Origin of the sequence: Ancylobacter oerskovii (assembly GCF_018390555.1) — a bacterium.
Lineage (GTDB): Bacteria > Pseudomonadota > Alphaproteobacteria > Rhizobiales > Xanthobacteraceae > Ancylobacter > Ancylobacter oerskovii.
Genome location: NZ_JAHBGB010000019.1, coordinates 310,343 through 335,964, shown reverse-complemented (window position 1 = coordinate 335,964; position 25,622 = coordinate 310,343). Strand labels below are relative to the sequence as shown.

Below are 25,622 nucleotides of genomic sequence, written 5' to 3'. Positions count from 1 at the left end.
CTATCCTCCCTTGCCGTCGCCGAGGCGGGCACGGGGATGCGCCGCCCGCCAGCTCGCCATCAGCGCCGAGGCATCCACGGCGGCGTAGATCTGCGTGGTGGAAAGCGAGGCGTGGCCGAGAAGTTCCTGGATCGAGCGCAGATCGCCGCCGCGCGCCAAGAGGTGCGTCGCGAAGGAATGGCGCAGCGCATGCGGCGTGGCGGTGTCCGGCAGCCCCAGCCCTCCGCGCAACTGCTCCACCACCCGCTGCACGATGCGCGGCGAGAGCGGCCCGCCCTTCTCGCCGCGGAACAGCGGCCCGCCGGGCTCCAGCTGGAAGGGGCAGGCCGCGGCATAGCCGGCAATGGCGTCCAGCACGCCGGGCAGCACCGGCACCATGCGGGTCTTGCCGCCCTTGCCGGTGACGGTGATGTGGTCGCCCTCCCCCGGCGCCGGCATGTCGCGGCGCATGAGCCCCAGCGCCTCGGAAATGCGCAGGCCCGAGCCGTAGAGCAGCGCCAGCACCGCCGCGTCGCGCTGCAATACCCAGCCGTCCCGCGCCTCGCCGGCACGGCTGTCGGGATCGGCGAGCTTCTTCGCATCCGCCACCGAGACCGGCCGCGGCAGCGTGCGGGCGATGCGCGGCGCCCGCACCGCGGTGAGCGCCCCCACCTTGCCCAGCCCCTCGCGCTCCAGATGCCGGCCGAAGGAGCGGGCGGCGGCGAGGAAGCGCATCTGCGTGCGCGGCTCGATCCCCTCCGCCCGCTTGGCGGCGATCACCGCCCGCACGTCGCGGGGGGCGAGCGCCGAGAACGCCGCAAGGTCCGGCCGCTCGCCGAGATGCCGGGCAAGATGGCCGAGAAAGCCGAGCATGTCGCGGGCATAGGCCTCGCGGGTCTTGGGCGACAGCCGCCGCTCATGGCCGAGCCGCGCCAGCCAGTCCTTCAGCGCCGTCGCCACGTCCGGCGCCGCCCCCGCCAGTAGCGCCGTCTCCGCCCGCTCCGCCCGCTGTGCGTCGCTCATCGCCATGAAGCGCGGTTCCTCCTCGCCTGAGGCGGCAAACATGCCATATGTGGCTTAATGAAAGCTCCGATTCCCGCCCTCCTGCCCGCCGAGGCGCCGTTGACCGTCGACGTGCTGCTGCCCGTCGCCCTCGGCGCCGCCTATTCCTATCGCGTGCCGGAGGGCATGGAGCTCGCCCCCGGCGACGTGGTGGTGGTGCCGCTCGGCACCCGCAACATCCTCGGCTGCGTCTGGCCGCGCGATCCCGCCGCGCCGCAAAAGCCGGTCGATCCGGGCAAGCTGAAGCCGGTCATCCGCAAATATGCCGCCCCGCCGCTGTCGGCCCAGATGATCGCCTTCATCGAGTGGATGGCGGAATACACCGTCACCCCGCCCGGCATGGTGCTGCGCCTCGCGCTCCGCCATGACGAGGCGGCCGGCCCGCAGCGCGAGCGCGTCGGCGTGCGGCTCACCGACAAGCGCCCGGAACGCCGCACCAGCGCGCGCGAAAAGGTCATCGAGGCGCTGGCGGACGGCTTCCTGCGCCCCAAGGGCGATGCCGCCCGCGAGGCCGGGGTCTCGCCCTCGGTGGTCGACGGCCTCATCGACGACGGCGTGCTGGAGACCGTCACCCTGCCACCCGAGCCCGCCGCCGAGCCCCCGGACCCGGACCATGCGGTGCCGGAACTGCTGCCGGGCCAGAAGGCGGCGGCGGACGTGCTGCGCGAGGCGGTGGCGGCGCACGAATTCCGCGTGCACCTGCTCGACGGCGTCACCGGCTCCGGCAAGACCGAGACCTATTTCGAGGCGGTGGCGCAGGCGATCCGCGATCGCCGGCAGGTGCTGATCCTGATGCCGGAAATCGCCCTCACCCAGGCCTTCCTCGATCGCTTCGCCAAGCGCTTCGGCGTCGCCCCGGCGCAATGGCATTCGGCGGTCGGCACCAAGCGCCGGGGCCGCGTCTTCGCCGGCGTCGCCTCCGGTGAGGTGAGCGTGGTGGCCGGCGCCCGCTCGGCGCTGTTCCTGCCGTTTGCCGACCTCGGCCTCGTCATCGTCGACGAGGAGCACGACGCCGCCTACAAGCAGGAGGACGGCGTGCGCTACCATGCCCGCGACATGGCGGTGGTGCGGGCCCGCCTTGCCGGGGCGCCGGTGGTGCTCGCCTCGGCGACGCCCTCCATCGAGACCGAGGTGAATGCCCGCCGGGGCCGCTATCTCCGCCTCGCGCTGCCCGAGCGCTTCGCCGGCACCAAGGTGCCGCGCCTCGAGCCCATCGACATGCGCCGGCAGGGGCCGCCCAAGGGCCGCTGGATCGCCCCCTCGCTGGTCGAGGACATCACCCGCACCGTCGAGGAAGGCGGGCAGGCGCTGCTGTTCCTCAATCGCCGCGGCTACGCGCCGCTCACTCTGTGCCGCACCTGCGGCCACCGCATCCGCTGCCCCTCCTGCTCCTCCTGGCTGGTCGAGCACCGCTTCCGCCGCCGGCTCGAATGCCACCAATGCGGCTACGCCACCCCGGTGCCGGAGGCCTGCCCCTCCTGCCACGAGCCCAACAGCCTCATCCCCTGCGGCCCGGGGGTCGAGCGGCTGCATGAGGAGATCCAGGCGCTCATGCCGGCGGCCCGCATCCAGGTGCTGTCCTCCGATCTCGCCGGCGGCGTCGAGCGGCTGCGCGCCGAACTGAAGGCCATCGAGGATGGCGAGGTGGACGTCGTGGTCGGCACCCAGCTGGTGGCCAAGGGCCACAATTTCCCCGGCCTCGCGCTGGTCGGCGTCGTCGACGCCGATGTCGGGTTGGGGCACGGAGACCCCCGCGCGGCGGAGCGCACCTTCCAGCTGCTGCACCAGGTGGCCGGACGCGCCGGACGCCACAAGCTGGAGGGCCGCGCCTTCCTGCAGACCTTCATGCCCGAGCATCCGGTGATGCAGGCGCTGATCGCCGGCGACCGCGCCGCCTTCTACGACCGCGAGATCGGTGTGCGCGAGGAAGCGCATCTGCCGCCCTTCGCCCGCTTCTGCGGCCTCGTGGTCTCGGCGAACGAGGCGCACGAGGCGCAGCGCCACGCCCAGGCGCTGGCCGCCTCCGCGCCCATCGTCGAGGGCGTGCGAATCCTCGGCCCGGCGGAGGCGCCGATCGCGCTGCTGCGCGGGCGCCACCGCCTGCGGCTGCTGGCGCGCGCTCCCCGCGGCTTCGACCTCTCCGCCTATGTGCGCGACTGGATGGCGAAGGCCCCGCGCCCGCGCGGCAATGTGAAGGTGGAGATCGACATCGACCCGCAGAGCTTCCTGTGAGCCCCGCCGGCCGCCACGGCATGCCGCAGCACATACCTACGTCATATTGACGAGCGCGCGCCGGCCGCCTAGCTTGCCGGCCATGACGACTATGGTGACGAGCAAGCGCATCCGCGCGGGACGGCGAATTCGTCGCCCGGCCGATTTCATCGGCCGGGACCTCTGAGCTCGCTTGCCGATTTCATCGGCCGGGAGAGCTGACGCGCCTGCCCTTCCCTCGTCATTCGTGGATTCCTTCCGATGACCGCCCATACCCTCAGTCACGGTCTCCTGCGCCATCGCCTCGTGGTCGAGGCCGATGCCCACCCCAATCTCATGCTCCGCCTGCTCGAGCCCTTCGCCGTGCATGACGTCCAGCCCACCCGCGTGCGCATGGACGGTCCGGCCGACGGTGCCGTCGACATGGCCGATCTCGGCCTGCTGCGGGCCGAGATCGCCTTCACCGCCCCGGTCGAGGTCGCCGAGCGGCTGTGGTCGCGCATCGATGTGATGGTGCCGGTGCGCGCCTCGCATCTGGTCTCCACCGCCGTCTCCCCCGCCGCATCGGAAGCGGCAGCCTGAGGCTTTCATGCTCGCGCAGCTCGGCGCCCAGCTCGCGGGCATCGCCTTCCTCGTGGCCCCGGTCTTCGGGCTGATCGGCCTCGGCTATGTGGCGAGCCGCGGCGGCCTGCTGCGCGAGAAGGCGGCGGAGGGCCTGTCCGAATATGTATTCGGGCTGGCCGTGCCGGTGCTGATCTTCAAGACGCTGGCCGAGGCGGAACTGCCGGCCGAGGGCCAGCCCTGGGGCTACTGGATCGCCTATTTCACCGGCGCCTTCACGGTGTTCGCGCTCGGCATGCTCGCGGCGCGAAAACTGTTCGGCCGCGACCATACCGAGGCGGTGATCCAGGGCTTCACCTCCGGCCAGGCCAATACGGTGTTCGTCGGCGTGCCGCTCATCCTCACCGCCTTCGGGCCGGAGGGAGCGGTGCCGCTGTTCCTGCTCATCGCCATCCATCTGCCGGTGATGATGGTGGTGGCCACGGTGCTCACCGAGGGCGCCGCCTCCGGCCTGTCGCTCGCCGGGCTGAAGAAGCTCGGCCGCCAGCTCGCCTACAACCCGATCCTGCTCGGCATCTATGCCGGCGGCATCGCCAAGGTGATCGGCTACGCGCCGGACGGCCTCCTGAAGCAGACCCTCGACATGCTGGCCGCCTCCGCCTCGCCCTGCGCGCTGGTCTCGCTCGGCCTCGCCCTGCATCGCTACCCGATCCGCGGCGACCTCGCCCCGGCGGCGATGATCACCGCGCTGAAGCTGGTGGTGCATCCGGCGCTGGTGTTCGGGCTGGTGCAGGTGCTGCCGATGCCGAAGGTGTGGGCCGATGTCGCGGTGGTGTTCGCGGCGATGCCCTCGGGCATCAACGCCTATCTGCTGGCCCAGCGCTACCGCGTCGGCGTCACCGCCTCGGCGAGCGCGGTGTCGCTGTCCACCGCGCTCAGCCTGTTCACCGTCTCGGCGTGGTTCCTGATCCTCGGCGTGAACTGAGCCGGGACACCGGCCGATGTCCCCGGAGAGGCCGCTCCCGGTGCGGGCCGGTCAGCCCCGCTCCCGTCGGGAGAGAGCCCCCGAACCGCCATCACGCCGTCGAACGCCCGCAATCCGGGCGGCTCCCTCTCCCCGTTGGGGAGAGGGGTGGGGTGAGGGGCCTCCCCGCTTCCCAGTCGCGAGCGCCCTCACCTCCCGCTTTGCCGGCCATCTCCCCCCAGCCGGGAGAGCAACGACCGGCAGCGGGTCCGCTCAGTTCAGCTTCATGCAGTTGGCATAGAAGGTGGTGGTCGCCGGCCAGTCGGAGAACACGCCGATCACGCCGATGTCGCGGGCCAGCACGTCGAGCAGCGCCAGCGTGTCGCCGTCGCGGTCGATCACCGGCTTCACCGACTGGTAGTAATAGCCGCCGCCATCCTTCAGCGGACCGGAGCGCTCCAGCGACCAGGAGATCAGCCCCAGCCCGGCCTTCTTGGCCTCCTCGGCATAGAGCGAGGGCACGATCTTGCCGTCCTTGGCGGTCACCAGCATCCACAGCGGCGGGGCGAGGATCTTCACCCCCTTGTCGGCCAGCTCCTTCATGGAGGGCTTCCACGTCTCCGCCTTCATGTTGTCGAAGCCGGTGTCGGTCTCGTCGCGGCCGTCGAGATAAACAGCCTGCGCGCCGAAGTCCGGGGCGTTCTTCAGCCAGTAGAGCACGTCCTCGAGCTGGAAGGACTGGGCATAGACATCCTTGGGGTCGATGCCGGCCGCCTTGTATTCGTCGATCAGCTGCTGGGCGTAGGCCTGCTGGGTGTAGTCGCCGTCGAACGGCATCTTCACCTCGGGCGCCTTCAGTTCCGGGGTGAACTTCAGGCCGAGCGACTTCACCAGCTCGATATATTCCTTGTGCGACATCAGCGTCGCGCGGTCGACATAGAGATCGGTGCGCCAGCGCGGCGTGGAGTTCATGTAGTCGGCGACGGTCGTGGCAGCGGGGTTGCCGGCGTCCATCTTCGGCTTCAGCGTCTTGAACTCGGCGAGCGTCAGGTCGCTGGTGCAGCACTTGGCGCTGGCCTTGCGGCCGGTGGCCGGATCGGCCGGCTCGAAGCCCTGCGAGCACTTCGAGGCGAGCTCGGGCCGGGTGAGGATATCGGTGGTGGTGTGCAGGTCGCACTGGGCGTGGCGACACACCAGCTGGCGGTCCTTGGTGAAGGCGACGTCGCATTCGATGACGCCGGCGCCCATCTGGGCGGCGGCGAGATAGCCCTCGCGGGTGTGCTCGGGGAACTGCAGCGGCGCGCCGCGATGCGAGATCGAGAAATTCCTGGTGGTGAAGGGGCCCTTGCACTGCGCCAGCTGATCCTTCAGCGGACCGTCCTTCATCGTGTCAACGAGATGGAACGGACGCGGACCGACATCCGCGAGCCGGCTAACCTCCTGCGCCGCCACCGGCGCGAGGGAGAGCGAGAGCGCCAGCGCGGCAAGCGGCAGGCGGATCGACATGAGGCGCAGCATCAGGGGTTCCCTTCCCTCCGGCAAGCAACGGCGAAGGGATAATCGGCGCTCATGACACCGGCTTGACGCAGCGCGACGCCCGACGCGTCGCCCCCGGACGAGCCCTTGCCCTCGTCGCGAATCCCGCATGGCTCAGCCGAGCGCCAGGCCCCGCACCGCTTCCGCGCTCACCCCTCGCGCCCGCAGGTCCCGCAGGCTTTCCGAGCCGATCGACTTGGAGAGCTTGCGCCCCTCGCCGTCCAGCACCAGCGGGTGATGGTGATAAAGCGGCTCGGGCAGGCCGAGCAGCCGCTGCAGCAGCCTATGCACCGAGGTCGCCGCCTTGAGGTCGGCGCCGCGCACCACATGGGTCACGCCCTGCGCGGCATCGTCGACCACCACCGAGAGATGATAGCTGGTCGGCGTCTCCTTGCGGGCGATGACGACATCGCCCCAGGCCGCCGGATCGGCCGTCACCGGCGCCGCCCCGTCTTCATCCCGCCCCCCCGATGGCGGCGTCGCGGGGCGAGGCGCCAGTTCCCGCCAGCTCAGCCCCTCTCCGGCCACGGCCACCGCCCGCGCCATGTCGAGCCGGAGCGCATAGGGTTCGCCCGCCGCCTGCCGGGTGCGGCGCTCCTCGTCACTCATGGCCGCGCGGTTGAACGGGAACAGCGGCGCCCCGTCGGGATCGACGGGCCAGCCCGGCCGCGCCGCCACGTCCCGGCGGATCTCGGCGCGGCTCTCGAAGCTCGCATAGACGAGCCCCATCGCCTCCAGCCGCTCCAGCGCAGCGCGATAGGCGTCCATGTGCTCGGACTGCCGGCGCACCGGCCGCTCCCAGTCGAGCCCGAGCCAGCGGAGATCCTCGTGGATCGCCGCCTCGTAGTCCGGCCGGCAGCGCGTGGCGTCGATGTCCTCGATGCGCAGGAGAAACCGCCCGCCGGCCGCCCGCGCCATCTCGGCATTGAGCAGCGCCGAACGCGCATGGCCGAGATGCAGCAGCCCGTTCGGGCTCGGCGCGAAGCGGAAGACGGGGCGGGGATCGGGGCGGGACATTGACCATGTCTACGCCAGGAGCCCCGCGCGAGGCGAGAGGGCCGGCAAAGGCCCCTCACCCCATCCCTCTTCCCGACGGGAAGAGGGAACGACACTCGGCAGACGCCACGACCCCTTTCCAAACCTCTCCCCGTTGGGGAGAGGTCGGCGCGCAGCGCCGGGTGAGGGGCGAGGACGCTCCCCGAAACGAAGCCCTTCCCCCGGAAAACGGAGCTGCCGTCCCGTCGACCTCGACAACGAAAGCATCGTCATGACCGGCCTTGGGCCAGGCATCCACGACGTCCCCCGCGCACAAAGGTCCCCGGAAACGCACATGGCCGGGACGAGCCCGGCCATGCTGAACCAAAAAACATGGCCGGGTTCGTCCCGGCCATGTCGACGCGTCGGAAGAAGAAGAGCCGCCGTCAGAACTGGCGGGCCACCATCATCTTCTTGATCTCGGCGATCGCCTTGGCCGGGTTCAGCCCCTTCGGGCAGGCCTTGGCGCAGTTCATGATGGTGTGGCAGCGATAGAGCCGGAACGGGTCCTCAAGGTCGTCGAGCCGCTCGCCGGTCGCCTCGTCGCGTGAGTCGATCAGCCAGCGATAGGCCTGCAGCAGCGCCGCCGGGCCGAGATAGCGGTCGCCATTCCACCAGTAGCTCGGGCAGGAGGTCGAGCAGCAGGCGCACAGGATGCACTCATAGAGCCCGTCGAGCTTCTCGCGGTCCTGCCGACCCTGCGGCCATTCCTTTTCCGGCGCCGGGGTCTTGGTGTGCAGCCACGGCTCCACTGAGGCGTGCTGGGCGTAGAACTGGGTGAGGTCCGGCACCAGGTCCTTCACCACCGGCATGTGCGGCAGCGGGTAGATGTTCACCGACTTCGCCGTCACGTCGTCCATGCTCTTCAGGCAGGCCAGCGTGTTGGTGCCGTCGATGTTCATCGCGCAGGAGCCGCAGATGCCCTCGCGGCAGGAGCGGCGGAAGGTCAGCGTCGGGTCGATCTTGTTCTTGATGTAGATCAGGCCGTCGAGAACCATCGGCCCGCAATCGTCGCGGTCGACATAATAGGTGTCGACATGCGGGTTCTTCCCGTCATCCGGGTTCCAGCGATAGATTCGGTATTCGGTCAGCCGGTTGGAGCCTTCCGGCTTCGGCCACACCTTGCCGTCGACGAGCTGCGAGTTCTTCGGAAGCGTGAGCTGGACCATGTTCGGCCTTCATCCCCTTCCTGCGGCCGATGCCGCAGGCCTGTCGGTAATCCCGCGCGGCCGCGGCCGCGGGCTGGCTCAGTAAACCCGCTTGCGCGGCTCGATGTACTGGATGTCGTTGGACAGCGTGTAGGTGTGCACCGGCCGGTCGTCGAGCGACACCGAGCGCGTATCGAAATCGACGAAGGCCAGCGTGTGCTTCATCCAATGCGCGTCGTCGCGCTCCGGGAAATCCTCGCGGGCATGGGCGCCGCGGCTTTCCGTCCGCGCCGCCGCGCTCTCCATCGTCACCGAGGCGAGGCAGATGAGGTTGTCGTACTCCAGCGTCTCGATGAGATCGGAGTTCCACACCAGCGAGCGGTCGGTGACCTCGATGTCGTCGGTGCCGGCGAACACGTCGGCGATCAGCTTGCGGCCTTCCTGCAGCACCTCGCCGGTGCGGTAGACCGCGCAGTTGTTCTGCATCACCTTCTGCATGGAAAGGCGCAGCTCCGCCGTCGGGGTCGAGCCCGAGGCGTTGCGGAAATGGTCGAGCCGCGACAGCGCGAGCTCGGCGGAATTGGCCGGCAGTTCCCGCTGCTTGTCGCCGGGGGTGAGGATGTCGGCGCAGCGCAGCGCGGCGGCGCGGCCGAACACCACCAGGTCGGTCAGCGAGTTGGAGCCGAGGCGGTTGGCGCCGTGGATCGACACGCAGGCGCATTCGCCCACCGCCATCAGGCCGGGCACCACATGGTCGGGGTTGCCGTCCTTCTTTGTGACGACCTCGCCGTGGAAGTTGGTGGGGATGCCGCCCATGTTGTAGTGCACGGTCGGCAGCACCGGGATCGGCTCCTTGGTCACGTCGACGCCGGCGAAGATCTTGGCGCTCTCGGAGATGCCCGGCAGGCGCTCATGCAGGATCGCCGGGTCGAGATGGTCGAGGTGCAGGAAGATGTGGTCCTTGTTCTTGCCGACGCCCCGGCCTTCGCGGATCTCCATGGTCATGGAGCGCGAGACCACGTCGCGCGAGGCGAGGTCCTTGGCGGAGGGCGCGTAGCGCTCCATGAAGCGCTCGCCCTCGGCATTGGTGAGGTACCCGCCCTCGCCGCGCGCGCCCTCGGTGATCAGGCAGCCCGAACCGTAGATGCCGGTCGGGTGGAACTGCACGAACTCCATGTCCTGCAGCGGCAGGCCCGCGCGGAGAACCATCGCATTCCCATCCCCCGTACAGGTATGGGCGGAGGTCGCCGAGAAATAGGCGCGTCCGTAGCCGCCGGTGGCGAGGATCACCGTCTGCGCCCGGAAGCGGTGGATGGTGCCGTCGTCCATCTTCAGCGCCACGAGGCCGCGGCAGCGCCCATCCTCGTCCATGATCAGGTCGAGGGCGAAATACTCGATGAAGAACTCGGCATTGTGCTTCAGCGCCGCGCCGTAGAGCGTGTGCAGGATGGCGTGGCCGGTGCGGTCGGCGGCGGCGCAGGTGCGCTGCGCCGGGCTCTTGCCGTAGTCGATGGTCATGCCGCCGAACGGGCGCTGGTAGATCTTGCCGGCCTCGGTGCGCGAGAACGGCACGCCCCAGTGCTCGAGCTCGTAGACGGCGGCCGGCGCGTGGCGCACGAGATATTCGATGGCGTCCTGGTCGCCCAGCCAGTCCGACCCCTTCACGGTGTCGTACATGTGGTAGCGCCAGTCGTCGGGGCCCATATTGCCGAGCGAGGCGGCGATGCCGCCCTGCGCCGCCACGGTGTGCGAGCGGGTGGGGAACACCTTGGTCACGCAGGCGGTGCGCAGCCCGGCCTCCGAGCAGCCGACCACGGCGCGCAGCCCGGCGCCGCCGGCGCCGACCACCACCACGTCATAGGTGTGGTCGGTGATGGGGTAGGCACCGTTCAGATAGGCGGAAGCCGAAGCGGCGCCGTTGGCGGAACCGTTCGCGGAATGGGTCTCGGCCATGGAACTCAGCCTCCGAAGCTGATCTTGAGGATCGCGAACACCCCGGCGCAGCCCATGGCGGCGCAGAAGAAGGTGTTGGCGAGGAGGGCGAGCACCTTGGCGCCCTCGGCGTGCACATAGTCCTCGATCACCACCTGCATGCCGATCTTCATGTGCCAGGTGATCGAGACGATGGCGAGGAGGAGGATGATCGCCACCACCGGGTGGCCGATGGTCGCCAGCACCCGCTCGGGGCTCTCGCCGGCGACGCAGATCAGCACGGCGAGGAAGGCGAGCGTCAGCGGCACGTTGGCGAGCGCGGTCACGCGCTGCAGCCAGAAATGCTCGGTGCCGGAATGGGCGGCGCCGAGGCCGGCGACGCGGCGGCGCGGCGTGCGCAGCGAGGAACCCGGAAAATCGGAAGATCCGCTCATCGCCTCACCCCTTTACCGCGAAGATGACGACCCACAGCAGCACCGTCAGCACCACCGAGCCGCCAATGGTCAGTTTGGCGAGCCGCTCGCGCGCCTCCGGCCCGAAGCCGTGGCCCATGTCCCAGATGAAATGGCGCAGCCCGCCCAGCATGTGGTGGAGCATCGCCCAGCTGAAGCCGAACAGCACGATGAGGCCGATCCAGCTGCCATAGACGGCGTTCACGGTGGCGAAGGCGCTGTCGGAGCTTGCCGCGGCCACCAGCCACACCACCAGCAGGAAGGTGCCGAAATAGAGCGCCACGCCGGTGATGCGGTGCACGATGGACATCATCATCGTGAGCATCGGCCGGTAGATCTGGAGATGCGGCGAAAGCGGCCGTCGGGCAGCGCCGTGCATATCGGACATGGGGAGGTCCTTACAGTCTATGCGGTGTGCGTAGCGGAATCGATTGTAGTTCGCAATCATTCCAAAGGCGACGTCTATAGGTTTTTGGGTGCGTCGCAGCAAGCGGAACCTATCGCCCCCGGCCGCTCTTGTCAGGCGCCAATCGCCCTGGTCATGGACGATTAACCATCTTTGCCATTTAATTGACGGAATGGCGGCGTCAATGAGCGCCGATTGGTGGCGTGAGCGAGGACCGGCATGCGGCTTGCGTGTTTTGCCCGACTGTCGGGAATAAGCCGTTTCTGTGTCGTGGTGATGGCGCTGCTGCTGGCTCCGGCCCTGCTGGGCCCGCTTGGCGGCGCGCAGGCGCAGCAGCGCTCCATCACTTTTGACGGCGCCCGGCGCGACTACATCCTGCATGTGCCGAAGAATGCGCCCGCCGGCCCGAAGCCGCTGGTCATCGCCCTGCATGGCGCGCTGCAGCCGGCGTCCATCATGCAGCGCTATCTCGATCTCGACGCGGTCGCCGACCGCGAGGGCTTCGTCGTCGCCTATCCCAAGGGCATCAACCTGATCTGGAACGACGGCCGCGCCTCGGTCGCCGGCTTCCTGCCGATTCTCGACGCCCGCGACGATGCCGGCTTCGTGATGGCGGTGCGCGACCGGCTCATCGAGGAGGGGCTGGCCGATCCCGGCCGCGCCTATCTGATGGGCTTCTCCAATGGCGGCTTCCTCACCGCCTTCGTCGCCTGCCGCCACGCCGATGCCTTCGCCGCCTTCGCCACCATGATGATGACGGTGCCGGTCGGCTATGCGGAAACCTGCCGGCCCTCGCGGCCGGTGCCGATCCTGATGATGAACGGCACCTATGATCCCATCGTGCCGATGTTCGGCCGCCCGACGCCCGGCGCCCGGCTGATGTCGGCGCGCGAGAGCGCCGAGCTGTTCGCCCGGCTCGACGGCTGCGCTTCCTCGCAGGTCAGCCAGATGCCGAGCGCCCGCCTGTTCCGCTTCGATAGCTGCGCCGGCGGCGCGGCGGTCGCCTATTACGAGATCGCCGGCGGGCACCAGCCGCCCGCCCAGTCGGTCGATGCCGGCGACGCCTTCGCCGCCCTGCTGCTCGGGCCGCGCCGCAGCGGCCTCGATGCGCCGAACGAGATCTGGTCGTTCTTCAAGCGCTACGGCACCCCGGCCGGCCCGGCGCCCGCCGCCGAAGACCTGCGGGTCGCCGGCGTGCCGGCCGCCACGGAGCCGATGTCGCTGCGTCCCGGCACGCCGCGCGCCGCGGCGGCGCTTGCCAGCGTGCCGCTGCCGACCGCCTCGCCGCTGCGCCGCAAGTCGGCGAGCGCCGAGTGAGGGCACGAAAGCGCGGGCTCGCCATGGTTTCGCCGCGAGGCGGCGATTTACATCCGTCCGGTCGCTGAGGCGCCGGCGGGATTCGCGGCGGGTTGACGCCGCCCTGCCGGAACGGCATCGTCCCGGCCGCCGCGACAGGTGACGATCAGGCGAGAGAGGACGTCCGGGACAACGGACGCGGTTTGGGCAGCGGCCGAGGGAGCGCCGCGAGACACGGGGATAGGATCTGTTGGAGACGCGGCTCGGAGCACACGGCCTGCGACGCTGGCGCGGCGCGGCGCTCGATCTCGGCGACGAGCCGCCGCTGGGCGTCGACGGCGACACCGAGGAGCCGATCAACCGCCGCCGCATCTCCATTCGCTGGCTGATGGCCACCCTGCTCACCGGCGTCTGCGGGGCCGCGCTGATGGGCGGCGCCGTCTATGCCGCGCTCGACAACGAGGTCTACCGCTTCGCCCAGTCGCCGGAGACGGTGCGCTCGGCGCTGCGCGGCGCGCTCGCCGCCGGCGAGCGGCCCTCCAACGTCGCCCGCAAGGGCGACCGCATGTCGATCATCAGCGAGAGCTTCAACGCCCGCCAGACGCTGCGCCTGTCCACCACCACCCGCGACGGCGACCGCGAGGTGATCAAGGTGCGCGCGGTGACGCGGGTGAACACCAATCTCGCCCAGTCGGTCACTTCCGCCTCGGCCGACGTGCCGCGCTTCAACCCGGCCAAGCTGATCGCCGACACCTCCTCCGACGACCAGGACGACGGCGCCCCGCAGGCCGAGCCCACCGGCGAGCTCACCCTCATGGTGCGCGACCTCGCCAGCCTGCCGCCTTCCACCCGGTTCGCGGCCGACCTGTCGATGGAAGACGTGCTGATGAAGGTCCGCGAGACCGCCGAGTTCAGCATGCCGCTCGCCGAGGCCGCGGTGCCGGCGCTGGCGAGCTTCGGCGGCGGCGCCCTCGGCTATGCGCCCGCCAACGCCCCGGCGGACCCGACCGCCGCCGCCAACGCGCCGGACAATATGAGCGCCATCGGCAAGTCCGCCGGCGAGGCCTCCGGCGGCAATGAATGGACCGAGCGCGCCGTCGTCACCAAGAAGGGTGACAGCATCGCCTCCATCCTCAAGGATCTCGGCGTCGCCGAGGTCTCGGCGAAGGCCGCCGCCGCCGCCTTCGCCACCCCGGAACTGCGCGGCCAGCTCACCCCCGGCCTGCGGCTGCGGGTGCTGCTCGATCCCACCGGCGGCACCGCCGTGCCGCTGCGCGTCGGCGTGTTCAGCGACCAGGGCCATGAGGGCACCATCGCCCTGTCCGACATGGGCACCTTCCTGCCGGTGGAAGAGCCGAACGACGTCGAGGTCGCCGACCTGCCCTCCGACGACGGCGACGACGATGCCGGCGGCCGCGGCGGCATCACCCTCTATGAGAGCATCTGGGAGACGGCGCTGCGCCACGACGTGCCGCGCCCGGTGATCGAGAACCTGATCCGCATCTATTCCTTCGACGTCGACTTCCAGCGCCGGGTGCGCTCGGGCGACAGCTTCGAGGTGCTGTTCGACCCGGAGGAAGGCGGCGGCACCGCCGGCGTGCTCTATGCCGGGCTCACCGTCGGCGGCGAGGAGCGGCGCTATTACCGCTACCAGACGGCGGACGACAACGTGCTCGACTTCTATGACGAGACCGGCAAGAGCGCGAAGAAGTTCCTGGTCCGCAAGCCCATCGCCGGCGGCACGCTGCGCTCGGGCTTCGGCATGCGCCGCCACCCGATCCTCGGCTTCTCGCGCATGCATTCCGGCGTCGACTGGGCCGATCGCGTCGGCACGCCGATCTATGCCGCCGGCAACGGCGTCATCAAGAAGGCCGGCTGGAGCTCGGGCTATGGCCGCCACACCGAGATCCAGCACGCCAACGGCTATGTGACCACCTATTCGCACCAGTCCGGCTTCGCCAAGGGCATTCGCGAGGGGGTGCGCGTGCGCCAGGGCCAGCTGATCGGCTATCTCGGCTCCTCCGGCCTCTCCACCGGGCCGCATCTGCATTACGAGGTGCTGGTGAACGGCCGCTTCGTCGATCCGATGCGCGTGCGCCTGCCGCGCGGCCGCGCGCTCGACGGCCGGATCCTCGCCGATTTCACCGCGGAGCGCACCCGCATCGACACGCTGCTGAACCACGGCCCCAGCCCCAAGGTCGCCGGCAATGCCCGCAGCGGCGACGACGACACCAACTGAGACCGTCCCATGGCCGCCCCGCTTCTCGATGGCCCGCGCCTCGCCCCCCGCTCCGGCGGCACCCCGGATTCGGTGGTGCTGCTGCTGCACGGCTACGGCGCCGACGGCCGCGACCTGATCGACCTCGGCGAGCTCTGGGGCGAGAAGCTGCCGCGCACCGCCTTCGTCTCGCCGCATGCGCCGGAGCCGCTGGGCATCGCCCCGGTCGGCCGGCAATGGTTCGCCTATGTCGAGCGCAACGACCGCGAGCGCTGGGCCGGCGTGCAGTCCGCCCATGCGGCGCTCGACGCCTTCCTCGATGCCGAGCTCGCCCGCCACGGCCTGCCGCCCTCCCGCCTGGCGCTGGTCGGCTTCAGCCAGGGCACGATGATGGCGCTGCATACCGGCCTCGCCCGGCCGCAGCCGCTGGCCGGCATCCTCGGCTATTCCGGGCTGCATGTGACGCCGGAGGGGCGCGGCGGCGACATCGCCGGCCCGGTGGTCTCCAGCCGCCCGCCGGTGCTGCTGATCCATGGCGATGCCGACGAGGTGATCCCGCCGCAGGCGCTGCCGCGCTCGCTGGCGAGCCTGGAGGCCGCCGGCGTGCCGGTGCGCGGCCATCTCTCGCGCGGGCTCGGCCACGGCATCGACAGCGAGGGCCTGCTGCTCGGCGGCGCCTTCCTGGCCGAGTGCCTGCCGCCGCTGCGCTGAGGCGGCATTCGTGATGGCGCACCCGCATGGCGGTGCTTCACAAGACTGACACGCTACCTATAGAGTATCGCCGTGCGTCCCACGGCGCCAAGCCGTGAGTCGCTCCGGGAAGGAGCAGGTGCTTGACGGCGACTTTGTCTCCAGGTGCGTGGCCGGCCTTGGTGCTCAATGCGGATTACCGCCCGTTGAGCTATTACCCGCTCTCGGTCTGGTCGTGGCAGGACGCCATCAAGGCGGTGTTCCTCGACCGGGTGAATATCGTCGAATATTACGAGCGGCAGGTATCCAGCGCGCAATTCCAGATGCGGCTGCCGAGCGTGGTGTCGCTGAAGAGCTTCATCCGTCCGGCGCGCCAGCCCGCCTTCACCCGCTTCAACGTGTTCCTGCGCGACCGCTTCAGCTGCCAGTACTGCGAATCGCGCGACGACCTCACCTTCGACCACGTCATTCCGCGCTCGCGCGGCGGCCAGACCACCTGGGAGAACGTGGTCGCCGCCTGCTCGCCCTGCAATCTGCGCAAGGGCAGCCTGATGCCGGCGGAAGCGAAGATGCTGCCACGCCAGCGCCCCTTCCAGCCCACCGTGTTCGACCTGCACCAGAACGGCCGGCATTTCCCGCCCAACTACCTGCATGAAAGCTGGGTCGACTATCTCTACTGGGATACCGAGCTCGACCCGTAGGACCCCAGGGGACACCCCTTCACCCCCTGCCCTGTCCCCATGAGCACCCCCTGCTCCCTCTCCGGGTGCGGCCCCGCTCCTTCTCCCCTGCCCTGCCCGCCCTATGAGCGCCTCCTGCTCCCTCTCCCCGTTGGGGAGAGGGGTGGGGTGAGGGGCCTTCGACGCTCCCCGGCGAAGCCTCCCAGGACGCCCCTCAGCGCCGCCGCAGCCCCCAGGCTGCCACCAGCGCCAGCGTCGCGGCGATCAGCACGTTCCAGCCGGCCAGCGACAACCCGAGAAAGCGCCACGGCGCCTCGTCGCAGCGGACGACCCGTGCCTGCTGCAATTCCTGCAGCAGGTTTCCCGAGGTCGCCGGCGCCCCGCCGGAGCAGGCGGTCGGCCCCTGCCACCAGTGCCATTCGACGCCGGCATGGTAGAGCGCCAGCCCGAAGCCGACGAGCATCAGCAGGCCGAGCAGGACCAGCCCGAGGCGCGCCAGCCCGGCATGCCCCTGCCGCGCCACCAGCGCCACCGCCAATCCGAGCGGCACCGCGGCGTAATAGGGCAGCCGCTGCTCCAGGCAGAGCGGGCACGGCGCCAGCCCGATCACCAGCTGGAAGAACCAGGCGCCGGCCAGCGTCGCCGCCGCGCCGGCGGCGACGATCAGCGGGGCGAGCACCAGCGGGCGGCGAGGGGAAAGCGTCGATTCGAGACCGGTCATGGCGAAGGCTCCGCGGTTGCGATGCGGTTTTAAGCCATTTCGGCGTGCCGGCAATTGCAGGCCCCGCGATCGGCCCGCGCAAATTTTCGAGACATGACGCTGCGTTAGATCCGGCAACGCCGGCCCGTCCCTGCCGCCGGCGCGTCGCGGCGCCCCATGCGGATGGATCAGCCGGCCGTCGCGAAGCGCAGCGCCCGCGTCAGCGCCGGCGCCACCACCGAGGCATGGTCCTCGCCGGCGAGGCACTCGAAATCCACCCGGCCCGCTTCGCCCAGCGCCGCCCGCGCCTGCGCCACGAAGGCCTCCGCCCGGCTCACCATCGCCCGGCGCCCCCGCCGCTCGGCGATCTCCGCCGCGCCCGGCTGCCCCCGCAGCCAGGGCGCCAGCTCCTGCTCCCATTCGCCGACGACGACGGAGAGCCGAGGCGTCCCGTCGAGTCGCGCCAGCCCGTCGGTGAGCCGCGCCTCGTCCCACCAGATCGACGGGCTGATCGCCACATAGGCGGCGAATGCTGCGCTGTCGCGGCCGAACACGTCGAGCACGAAGCCCCCCGCCAGCGAATGGCCCACCAGAACCTGCCGCCCGGCATCGACCGGCGCGCGCGCGGCGATCGCCGGCTGCACCTCGTCACGCAGAAAGGTGAGGAAGCCGTCGCGCCCGCCGGTGGCGCGGGCCTCGGCGGAGCGGGTACCGGCGCCCGCCTCCCGGCTCGGCCCGGCCGTGTAGTCGAAGGTCCGGCGCCCGCGGTCATAGAGCCCCTCGGCCGCATGGCCGATGCCCACCAGCACCATCGGGCCGATGCCGGTGCCGGCCGGGCGCTCGGCGCCGCGCCGCTGCGCCTCCACCAGCGTCGCGAAGCTGGCATTGGCATCGAGCAGATACAGCACCGGAAACCCCGCCGGCGGCGCCGGCTGCCTGGGCAGCGCCAGCAGGACGCGATAGGGCGCTCCGCCCCCGCGCGGCGCGAGGTCGAACCAGCTGCTCCCCTCGATGACGATTCCCGGCTCCATCCGCCGCCTGCGCCTCCGCCGATCCGCTCCGGCATCTAAACCACCCGCGCGACAATGCAAGCGCGGCGCCGATGGCCGCCCCAGACTGAAACGATTCTAGATTAATGAACGGGATCAGAAACTTGACCGGCCGGGGCGGCTCGGGCATGAACCCGGCTTGCCGTCATGAACCGGCCCGCCCGGGCCATGCGGGTCGCGGGAGCGCGCGGAGCGCGGCCGAGTGGGACGGATATGACCGGATTGTCGTCGCAGGCCCCGCCGGGGCAAAGCCTCCGCCCCGGAGCGGCCAGCGCCGGGATGCCCCCCATCGAGGCCTATGCCCGCCGGCAGCGCCGGCGTCTCGCGCTGCTCGCCGGTCTCCTCGCCATCATGCTCGCCGGCATGCTGGTGGACATCGCCACCGGCCCCTCGGGGCTGTCCATCGGCGCCGTCCTGCACACCCTCATGGATCCGGCCGCCGCCGATGCCGGCATCCGGGTCATCGTCTGGGAGGTGCGGCTGCCGGCGGCGCTGATGGCAGTGCTGGTCGGGGCGGCGCTGGCGCTGGCCGGGGCGGAGATGCAGACCATCCTCAACAACCCGATGGCCAGCCCCTTCACCCTCGGCGTCTCCTCCGCCTCCGCCTTCGGCGCCGCGCTCTCCATCGTGCTCGGCCTCGCCATTCCCGGCCTGCCCGCCAACTGGAACCTGCCGCTGTTCGCCTTCCTGCTCGCCTTCGGCTCGGTGCTGCTGCTGCAGGGCCTCGCCCGCCTGCGCGGCACCGGGGTGGAGACGCTGGTGCTGTTCGGCATCGCCATGGTGTTCACCTTCAACGCGCTGGTGGCGCTCATCCAGTTCGTCGCCAGCCAGGAGGCGCTGCAACAACTGGTGTTCTGGTCGATGGGCTCGCTCGCCCGCGCCACCTGGGCCAAGCTGGGCGTGCTCGCCGCCGTGCTGGTGGTGATGGTGCCGCTCGCGCTGCGGGACAGCTGGCAGATGACCGCCCTGCGGCTCGGCGAGGATCGCGCGCGCAGCTTCGGCATCGCGCTCGGCCGGCTGCGTTTCGCCTCGCTGCTGCGAGTCAGCGTGCTCACCGGCACCAGCGTCGCCTTCGTCGGCACCATCGGCTTCATCGGGCTGGTGGCCCCGCACATCGCCCGGCTGCTGGTCGGCGAGGATCACCGCTTCTACCTGCCGGCCAGCGTGCTGACCGGCGCCGGGCTGATGTCGCTCGCCTCGGTGGGCAGCAAGCTCATCGTGCCCGGCACGCTGCTGCCGGTCGGCATCATCACCTCGCTTATCGGAATACCTTTCTTCGTGGCGCTCATCCTCTCCCGCCGGGGGAGCCTGGGATGAACGCGGCCTCGGGACTGGACATCGCCGGCCTGTCGGTGGGCTATGGCACCCGCCGGATCATCGACAAGCTGGACTTGGGCGGCATTTCGGCCTCATCGGTCACCGCACTGGTCGGCCCGAACGCCGCCGGCAAGACCACCCTTTTGCGCGCTCTCGCCGGGCTGATCCCCTCGCGCGGCTCGATCCGGCTCGACGGCCGCGAGCTCGCCGGCCTCGACGCGGTCAGCTATGCGCGCGAGGTGGCCTATATGCCGCAGACCCTGCCGCCCCGCGTCGCCCTCTCGGTCTTCGAGGCGACGCTGAGCGCGCTGCAATCGTCACCCACCGCGCAAGACGTTGATCCGAAACAGAAATCCCTGGACGTCCTGCAGCGTCTCGGCATTGCCGGCCTCGCCATGCGCGGCCTCGACGAGCTGTCCGGCGGCCAGCGCCAGCTTGCCGCCCTCGCCCAGTGCCTGGTACGGGAGCCGCGGGTGCTGCTGCTCGACGAGCCCACCAGCGCGCTCGACATCCACCACCAGCTCACGGTGATGAAGCTCGCCGGCGAGGTGGCGCGCGAGCGCGGCATCATCGTCATCGTGGTGCTGCACGACATCGCCCTCGCCGCCCGCTGGTGCGACAGGATTGTCGTTCTGTCTCAAGGACATATCGTAACCGACGGTGCGCCGGCCCAAGCCATCACCCCGGGGATGCTGGCCGAGGTCTACGGCGTCGAGGCGCGAGTGGAACGCTGCTCGCGCGGCTTCGTGCAGGTGATGGTGGACCGGGCGCTGGCCGACTGAACCCTAGGCCCGCAGCGTGGCGCCGCCATCGACATAGAGGTCGGCCATGGTGATGTGGCCGGCGCGGTCCGACAACAGGAACACCACTGCCTCCGCCACGTCCTCCGGCGTCGCCAGCTTGCCGAGCGGGATGCCGGCCTTGAAGATTTCTCCAGCTCCGGCAATGACTTGCCTGGCACCATCTTCATCCGCCCACATGCCGGTCTGCATCGGGGTCAGCGTCGAGCCGGGCGCCACGATGTTGCAGCGAATGCCGTGCGGCGCCAGTTCCAGGCCGAGGCAGCGGGTGAACATCGCCGCCGCCGCCTTGGAGGCGGCATAGGCGGCCATGGCATGGCGGGGGACCCCGGCAGCATTGGAGGCCACCGTCACCAGCGCGCCCCGTCGGCGCGACTGCATGCGGCGCGCCAGCGCCCGGCCGAAACGGAACACGCCCTTGGCGTTGATGTCGAGCACCCGGTCCCACTCGGCATCGTCGGTCTCCACCACCGTCTGCCAGGACAGCACGCCGGCCACGCTGGCGCCGAGATCGATCGGCCCCTCCTCCGCTTCGATCCGCTCTACCACGGCCTCCACCGCTTCGGTGGAGCGGATGTCGAGGATCTCGGTGCGCAGGGCCCCGCCATGCTCCTCGGCGAGCGGGGCGAGCAGCGCCGCGTCGTGATCGGTCGCGACGACGCGGACGCCCTCCTCCAGCAACAGGCGGACGACCGCCCGGCCTATGCCTCCGCCCGCTCCGGTGACGAGGGCGATACGTCCCTTGAGACCGTTGTCACGCATGGATTTTCCTTCGATTGCTCGTTGGCCGCCAGCGCCTCGCCCAGCACCGGCGCGATAGCGGCGGTCGCCGCCCGACCGGTGAGATGCGCGTGCAGGCTTGCTATGTCGATCACCTCGATGCCGGCGGCATAGGGCGCCCATTTCGCCGGGGTGAGATCGCGCCCTTCATGATCGAGCGCGGCGCGGAAGAAGGTCAGCGTCCCGTCATAGCGGGCGTGATGATGCCCCCGCACCAGCCGGTTGTTGCCCGTCACCACCCGCACCACGCCGTCGAGCGCGGCATTGGACAAGGTACCCAATGGACTGTCGGAAGCACGCAGGAAGGCGATCACCGAGGCGCGGCTGAGCGCCAGCCCGGGCAAGCGGTCGGGATCGTGGCCGGCAATGGCCAGCAGCGCCTTCAGCGCCGCATCGGGCGCCGGCTCGGCTTCGGCGCGCCAGCAATCGCTCGGATAGGCGTCGAGCAGCGCGACGACGCCGACCTCCGCCCCCTCCTGCCGCAGCTCCACCGCGACCGCCTGGGCGAGGATGCCGCCGACCGACCAGCCGACGAGATGATAAGGCCCGTTCGGCCGCACCGTGCGGATGCGCCGGGCATAGTCCGCGGCAAGCGCCGCGAGACTCGGCGGCAGCGGTTCCTCCGGCGACAGCGCTGGAGCCTGCAGGCCATAGACCGCACGGCGCGGCGCCAGCGTCCGCGCGAGGCCGCCATAGCACCAGGCGAGGCCGCCGGCCGGATGGATGGCGAAGAGTGGCGGCAAGGCCGGATCGCCATCGGCCAGCCGAATGACCGGATCGAGGCCGAATTCGGCGGGCGCGGCCTGATCGTCGAGCGCCGCGGCGAGGCTGGCGACGCTGGGCGCGGCAAACAATGCACCAAGGCCGGGATCCCGGCCCACCGCCTCGCGCAGGCGCAGCAGCATGGACACGGCCTGCAGGGAATCTCCGCCGAGGGCGAAAAAGTCATCCTCCGCCGCAGGCTCCGCCTCCAGCCGCAACACCTCGCGGAACAGCCGCGCGACCAGACGCTCGCTCGGCGTCTGCGGCGCCCGTCCCCCGACACCGGAAAACTCCGGTGCCGGCAGCGCCGCCCGGTCGAGCTTGCCGTTCGCCGTCACCGGCAGCGCATCCAGCGTGACGATGGCGGAAGGCACCATGTAGTCCGGCAGCCGCGACGCAAGTTTCTCGCGCAGCGCGCCGGCCTCCGTGACGCCCACGACATAGGCGACGATGCGCTGGGCGCCGGCCGCGTCGCGGCTGGCGATGACGGCGCATTGGCGGACGAGGCCGCTCTGCATCACCGCCGTCTCGATCTCGCCCAGCTCGACGCGCAGCCCGCGGATCTTGATCTGATGGTCGGAGCGGCCGAGGAAGATCACCGCCCCGTCCGTCCGGTAATAGGCGAGATCGCCGGAACGATACATGCGCTCCCCCGGCACGAAGGGGTCCGGCAGGAACCGCTCGGCCGTGAGGTCCGGCCGGCCGAGATAGCCACGCGCCAGCTGCACGCCGGCAAGGAAGAGATGGCCCGGCACTCCCGGCGGCTGCGGGCGCATGGCCTCGTCGAGCACATAGAGCCGGGTGTTCCATACCGGGAAGCCGATCGGCACCGGCCGCGCGCGATCCTGCGGCCCGGCCGGCCAGAAGCTGACATCGACCGCCGCCTCTGTGGGCCCGTAGAGATTGTGCAGCTCGGCCGCCAGCGTGCGGTGGAAACGGTCCCGCAGTTCCGCCGGCAATTCCTCGCCCGAACAGAACACATAGCGCAGCGCGAGCCCCTGCGCCGCCGGCTCGGCAAGGAAAGCCGCCAGCATGGAAGGGACGAAATGCGCAGTCGTTACCTTCTCGGCGCGGAACAGCCGTGCCAGGGCAACGGGATCGCGATGCGCCTCCGGCGGCGCCACCACCAGCACGGCGCCGGCGATCAGCGGCAGGAAGAACTCCCACACCGAAACGTCGAAGGTGGCCGGCGTCTTCTGCACGATGCGCTCGTCCGGCCCGATGCGGTAATGCTCGCGCATCCATTCGAGGCGATTGACGATGGCCCGATGCTCGATCACCACCCCCTTCGGCTCGCCGGTCGAGCCGGAGGTGTAGATCACATAGGCGGCGTCACACGGTTTCGCGGCGGGGGGGACTACCCCTCCGGGCTCGCTGGGCCACGCCTCCGGCGCCAGCACCGGGACGTGCGGAGCGAACCGACCGGCATCGGCCTCCAAGGCCAGCGCGACCACCGGCCTGGCCGAGCCGAGAATGCGGGCGAGACGCTCATCGGGATGCCCGAGATCCAGCGGGAGATAGGCGGCACCTGCCCGCAGCACCGCCACCAGCGCGACGATCAGCTCGAGCGAGCGCGGCAGGGCTACCGCGACGATGCCGCCCGGTCCGGCGCCGGCGGCCGCGAGACGGGAGGCGAGCGCCGCGCTGCGGCAGTCGAGCTCGCCATAGCTCATCTCGGCGCCGTCGAAACGTATCGCCGGCGCCGTCGGGCAGTGGCGCATGGTCGTCTCGATCAGCGCCGTGAGAGTGACGTCCGCCACCGCATGCGCCGTGGCGTTCATCTCCCCGAGATGGCGCTGCGCCTCCTCGGGCGTGGCGGTCGACACCTCGTCGAGCCGTTCGGCAGCCAGAGCCGCCGCGAGGAAGGCGTTGAGCCGGCGGGCATGGGCGAGCGCCTCGTCGGCCGAATACAGATCGGGATTGGCGTCGATCTCCAGCCGCAGGCCGGCGTCCCCATGCGCCCGGAAGGTAAAGGTGATCTCGTCCACCGGGCCGGCGCTCAACACCTGCAGCCGGGCGTCCAGTCCCTCGAAATGCGGGGTCTCGTCGAAGGGGAGCACATTGACGAGCGGTCCATGCAGGCGCCGCTGTCGGCCGATCAGCTTCAGGTCGCGGCGGAGCTGCTCGCTGCGATAGCGACCATGGCGGCGGGCCTTCACCAGGCCACGCGCGACGGTACCGAGGAAATCCGCCAACGTCGCACCGGGCTCCGGCGCCACCCTGACCGGCAGAACGTTCATCAGCATCGCCGGCACCCGCGCCGCCTTGCTGCCGAGGCGGCCCATATGCGGCACGCCGAGCACCACTTCCGCGGTGCCGGTATGGCGCTGGACATAGGCGGCGCAGAGAGCGGTGAGCAGGTCCGGCCAGGGAATGGAGGTCGCCTTCGCCAGAGCGTGCAGGCGAGCGACGGTCGCGGCGTCGACCTCCACCGCCCGCCGATGGAAGCCGAAGGCGCTCACCGGGGCACCGGCCGCTAGGCTCGCGACCTCCGGCTGATCGGCGAACGCCTCGCGCCAATAGGCGGCGTCGGCCGCGCGCTTGTCCGCCACGCGATAGGCGGCGTCCTCGGCCAGCACCACATCGAGCCCCGGCAGCGCCGGTCCCGGAGCCGTGCCACGCCGCCGGGCGTTGTAGAGATCGGCCACCCGCTGGGTGAGCAGGATCATGCCATAGCCGTCTATGGCAAGGTGATGGATCCGCTGCTGCCAGATGAAGCGCTCCGGCCCGAGGCGAAACAGCCGCTCGGCGGCCAGCGGGTCGCGCGTCGGATCGATCGGCGTCGCCATGTCGCGGGCGATATCGGCCTCGGCGGCGGCGAGCGGATCTTCAGCTCCCGAGACATCGATGACGTCGAGCGACGGTCTCTGCGCGGCATCCAGAAACTGGCGCGGGCCATCGGCGGCATCGATCATGCGCAGGGAAAGCGCCTCGGCCTCCTCCACCGCCGTCGACAGGGCGGAGCGGAAGGCGTCGGGATCCAGCGCCCCGACAAGCTCGATATACTGGCCGGTATTGAACAGCGGGTTGGCCGGATCGAGTTGCTGCGCATACCAGAGGCCGCTCTGCGCCTCGGTCAGCGGCCAGCCCCGGCTATCGGACGAGCCCGACATGGCGTTCAGCCGAGCCGCGCCTGCTGCCGGGCGACGATCGCCCACCAGCCGGCAAGCGTCGGATCCTCGGCGAATTCGGAGAATTCGAGGTCGAGCCCACCCTCGCTCCAGCCCAGCACCAGGTTCATCGCCCGCATGGAATCGAGGCCGAGATCGAGCAGACTGTCGCCCTCGCCGATCTCGGAGGGGTCCTCATGCAGCATGGCGGCGATGTCGCGGCGCATCCGCTCCAGCGTCAGCGGCTCGCGCGGCTCGGCAAGGCGGCGGATCTGGGTGGGATCGATCATCGGAGCGCCTCCATCAGTGCGGCGGTGTCTGTGACCACCCCGCAGGTCGAGGCGACATAGGCGAGCGCGGCGTCATGCTTGGCTCGCGAGAAATCGGCAAGCGCATCGGCGACGAAGAACGGCTCGATATCGCGCATGAACGCCTCGGCGGTGGTGAGCTGGCACCCGATATGGGCGTAAATGCCGGTGACGATCAGCTGGTCGCGGCCACGCACCCGCATCAGCGTCTCCAGATTGGAGCGCTGGAAGGCGCTGTACCGGTGCTTCACCAGTACGAAATCGCCGGTCTTCGGCGCCAGTTCGGAGATGATCTTCTGGTGTTCCGGCGCGTCGCTCATGCCCGGTCCCCACAGATCCGCCTGCAGGCCGCGGTCGCGCCGATCCTGGTTGCCCTCCTGCGCCGTATAGAACACCGGCACGCCGGCCGTCCGCGCAGCGGCGGCCAGCACGGCGATATTGGCGATGGCCGGTGCGACCGGCGTCTCGCCGGCGGCGAAAGGAGCGACGAAATAGCCCTGCATGTCGTGGATGAGCAGCGCCGCCCGTTCACGCGCGAGCCTCCACGGCGCCCGTGACGCCGGCAGTTCAGCCGGCGTCGGCAAGGCATAGGAGGCGATCCGGGGCAATCCGGGCTTCTGCGACAT

The 25,622-nt window shown here is 70.5% G+C and carries 22 protein-coding genes; 9 read left to right on the top strand and 13 right to left on the bottom strand.

The genetic code is table 11. The annotated features are described in order from the left end of the window. Positions 1-1,008, bottom strand: a complete 1,008-nt coding sequence (locus KHC19_RS10410; protein WP_213352272.1) for a tyrosine recombinase XerC — start codon at positions 1,006-1,008, stop codon at positions 1-3. A 51-nt stretch (positions 1,009-1,059) separates the two neighbouring features. Between KHC19_RS10410 and KHC19_RS10405 the strand changes: the two genes are divergently transcribed. The 3 genes from KHC19_RS10405 to KHC19_RS10395 all read left to right on the top strand — a co-directional run bounded on the left by KHC19_RS10405 (position 1,060) and on the right by KHC19_RS10395 (position 4,798). After that, positions 1,060-3,273 (top strand): primosomal protein N', encoded by a 2,214-nt coding sequence (locus tag KHC19_RS10405; RefSeq protein ID WP_213352271.1) that lies wholly within the window; start codon positions 1,060-1,062, stop codon positions 3,271-3,273. 240 nt (positions 3,274-3,513) lie between these two features. Continuing rightward, positions 3,514-3,834 carry a hypothetical protein gene (locus KHC19_RS10400; RefSeq protein ID WP_213352270.1) on the top strand — a complete coding sequence of 107 codons (321 nt, stop codon included), beginning with the start codon at positions 3,514-3,516 and terminating at the stop codon, positions 3,832-3,834. A 7-nt stretch (positions 3,835-3,841) separates the two neighbouring features. Beyond that, positions 3,842-4,798 carry an AEC family transporter gene (locus tag KHC19_RS10395; protein ID WP_213352269.1) on the top strand — a complete coding sequence of 319 codons (957 nt, stop codon included), beginning with the start codon at positions 3,842-3,844 and terminating at the stop codon, positions 4,796-4,798. Positions 4,799-5,050: 252 nt separating this feature from the next. Here KHC19_RS10395 and KHC19_RS10390 read toward each other — a convergent pair whose 3' ends face one another. From KHC19_RS10390 to sdhC, 6 genes are all read right to left on the bottom strand, one after another. Next, positions 5,051-6,295, bottom strand: coding sequence for a glycerophosphodiester phosphodiesterase family protein (locus KHC19_RS10390; protein WP_213352268.1), 1,245 nt, complete (start codon positions 6,293-6,295; stop codon positions 5,051-5,053). Positions 6,296-6,427: 132 nt separating this feature from the next. After that, positions 6,428-7,330, bottom strand: a complete 903-nt coding sequence (gene gluQRS, locus KHC19_RS10385) for a tRNA glutamyl-Q(34) synthetase GluQRS (RefSeq protein WP_213352267.1) — start codon at positions 7,328-7,330, stop codon at positions 6,428-6,430. A 404-nt stretch (positions 7,331-7,734) separates the two neighbouring features. Further along, entirely contained in the window at positions 7,735-8,517 is a 783-nt protein-coding gene (locus KHC19_RS10380) for a succinate dehydrogenase iron-sulfur subunit (RefSeq protein ID WP_213352266.1), read from the bottom strand. A 78-nt stretch (positions 8,518-8,595) separates the two neighbouring features. Next, positions 8,596-10,449: a succinate dehydrogenase flavoprotein subunit gene (sdhA, locus tag KHC19_RS10375; RefSeq protein WP_213352265.1), complete on the bottom strand. Its 1,854-nt coding sequence runs from the start codon at positions 10,447-10,449 to the stop codon at positions 8,596-8,598. Positions 10,450-10,454: 5 nt separating this feature from the next. After that, positions 10,455-10,862: a succinate dehydrogenase, hydrophobic membrane anchor protein gene (gene sdhD / locus KHC19_RS10370; protein WP_213352264.1), complete on the bottom strand. Its 408-nt coding sequence runs from the start codon at positions 10,860-10,862 to the stop codon at positions 10,455-10,457. A gap of 4 nt (positions 10,863-10,866) precedes the next feature. Continuing rightward, positions 10,867-11,268, bottom strand: coding sequence for a succinate dehydrogenase, cytochrome b556 subunit (sdhC, locus tag KHC19_RS10365; protein ID WP_378295606.1), 402 nt, complete (start codon positions 11,266-11,268; stop codon positions 10,867-10,869). A 237-nt stretch (positions 11,269-11,505) separates the two neighbouring features. Between sdhC and KHC19_RS10360 the strand changes: the two genes are divergently transcribed. The 4 genes from KHC19_RS10360 to KHC19_RS10345 all read left to right on the top strand — a co-directional run bounded on the left by KHC19_RS10360 (position 11,506) and on the right by KHC19_RS10345 (position 16,191). Continuing rightward, on the top strand, positions 11,506-12,603 hold the full coding sequence (locus KHC19_RS10360; RefSeq protein ID WP_246548629.1) for a CE1 family esterase: 1,098 nt from the start codon (positions 11,506-11,508) through the stop codon (positions 12,601-12,603). A gap of 229 nt (positions 12,604-12,832) precedes the next feature. Beyond that, positions 12,833-14,821, top strand: coding sequence for a M23 family metallopeptidase (locus KHC19_RS10355; RefSeq protein WP_246548626.1), 1,989 nt, complete (start codon positions 12,833-12,835; stop codon positions 14,819-14,821). A gap of 9 nt (positions 14,822-14,830) precedes the next feature. Beyond that, positions 14,831-15,511, top strand: coding sequence for an alpha/beta hydrolase (locus KHC19_RS10350; RefSeq protein ID WP_213352263.1), 681 nt, complete (start codon positions 14,831-14,833; stop codon positions 15,509-15,511). 122 nt (positions 15,512-15,633) lie between these two features. Next, positions 15,634-16,191 (top strand): HNH endonuclease, encoded by a 558-nt coding sequence (locus tag KHC19_RS10345; protein WP_213352262.1) that lies wholly within the window; start codon positions 15,634-15,636, stop codon positions 16,189-16,191. Between the two features lie 193 nt (positions 16,192-16,384). Here KHC19_RS10345 and KHC19_RS10340 read toward each other — a convergent pair whose 3' ends face one another. Both KHC19_RS10340 and KHC19_RS10335 read right to left on the bottom strand, forming a co-directional pair. After that, a complete protein-coding gene (locus tag KHC19_RS10340) occupies positions 16,385-16,891 on the bottom strand; it encodes a disulfide bond formation protein B (RefSeq protein ID WP_213352261.1) in 507 nt (168 codons plus the stop codon). Positions 16,892-17,058: 167 nt separating this feature from the next. Further along, on the bottom strand, positions 17,059-17,901 hold the full coding sequence (locus tag KHC19_RS10335; RefSeq protein ID WP_213352260.1) for an alpha/beta hydrolase: 843 nt from the start codon (positions 17,899-17,901) through the stop codon (positions 17,059-17,061). A gap of 297 nt (positions 17,902-18,198) precedes the next feature. On the opposite strand from KHC19_RS10335, the gene KHC19_RS10330 reads away from it, so the two are divergent. Beyond that, complete coding sequence (locus tag KHC19_RS10330) at positions 18,199-19,236, top strand: FecCD family ABC transporter permease (protein ID WP_213352259.1); 1,038 nt, start codon at positions 18,199-18,201, stop codon at positions 19,234-19,236. Beyond that, complete coding sequence (locus tag KHC19_RS10325; protein WP_213352258.1) at positions 19,233-20,018, top strand: ABC transporter ATP-binding protein; 786 nt, start codon at positions 19,233-19,235, stop codon at positions 20,016-20,018. Before KHC19_RS10330 ends, KHC19_RS10325 begins: the two co-directional genes overlap by 4 nt. A 3-nt stretch (positions 20,019-20,021) precedes the next feature. Here the strand turns inward: KHC19_RS10325 and KHC19_RS10320 are convergent, their stop codons facing one another. The 4 genes from KHC19_RS10320 to KHC19_RS10305 are packed head-to-tail and all read right to left on the bottom strand — an operon-like array spanning position 20,022 to position 25,622. Next, positions 20,022-20,798, bottom strand: a complete 777-nt coding sequence (locus KHC19_RS10320; RefSeq protein WP_213352257.1) for a 2,3-dihydro-2,3-dihydroxybenzoate dehydrogenase — start codon at positions 20,796-20,798, stop codon at positions 20,022-20,024. Further along, the gene (locus KHC19_RS10315) at positions 20,738-24,691 is read right to left on the bottom strand and encodes a non-ribosomal peptide synthetase (RefSeq protein WP_213352256.1); all 3,954 of its coding nucleotides are present in this window, start codon (positions 24,689-24,691) and stop codon (positions 20,738-20,740) included. The genes KHC19_RS10320 and KHC19_RS10315 overlap by 61 nt, the downstream gene beginning before the upstream one ends. Positions 24,692-24,696: 5 nt before the next feature. Next, the gene (locus KHC19_RS10310) at positions 24,697-24,978 is read right to left on the bottom strand and encodes a phosphopantetheine-binding protein (RefSeq protein WP_213352255.1); all 282 of its coding nucleotides are present in this window, start codon (positions 24,976-24,978) and stop codon (positions 24,697-24,699) included. Beyond that, complete coding sequence (locus KHC19_RS10305) at positions 24,975-25,622, bottom strand: isochorismatase family protein (protein ID WP_213352254.1); 648 nt, start codon at positions 25,620-25,622, stop codon at positions 24,975-24,977. The genes KHC19_RS10310 and KHC19_RS10305 overlap by 4 nt, the downstream gene beginning before the upstream one ends.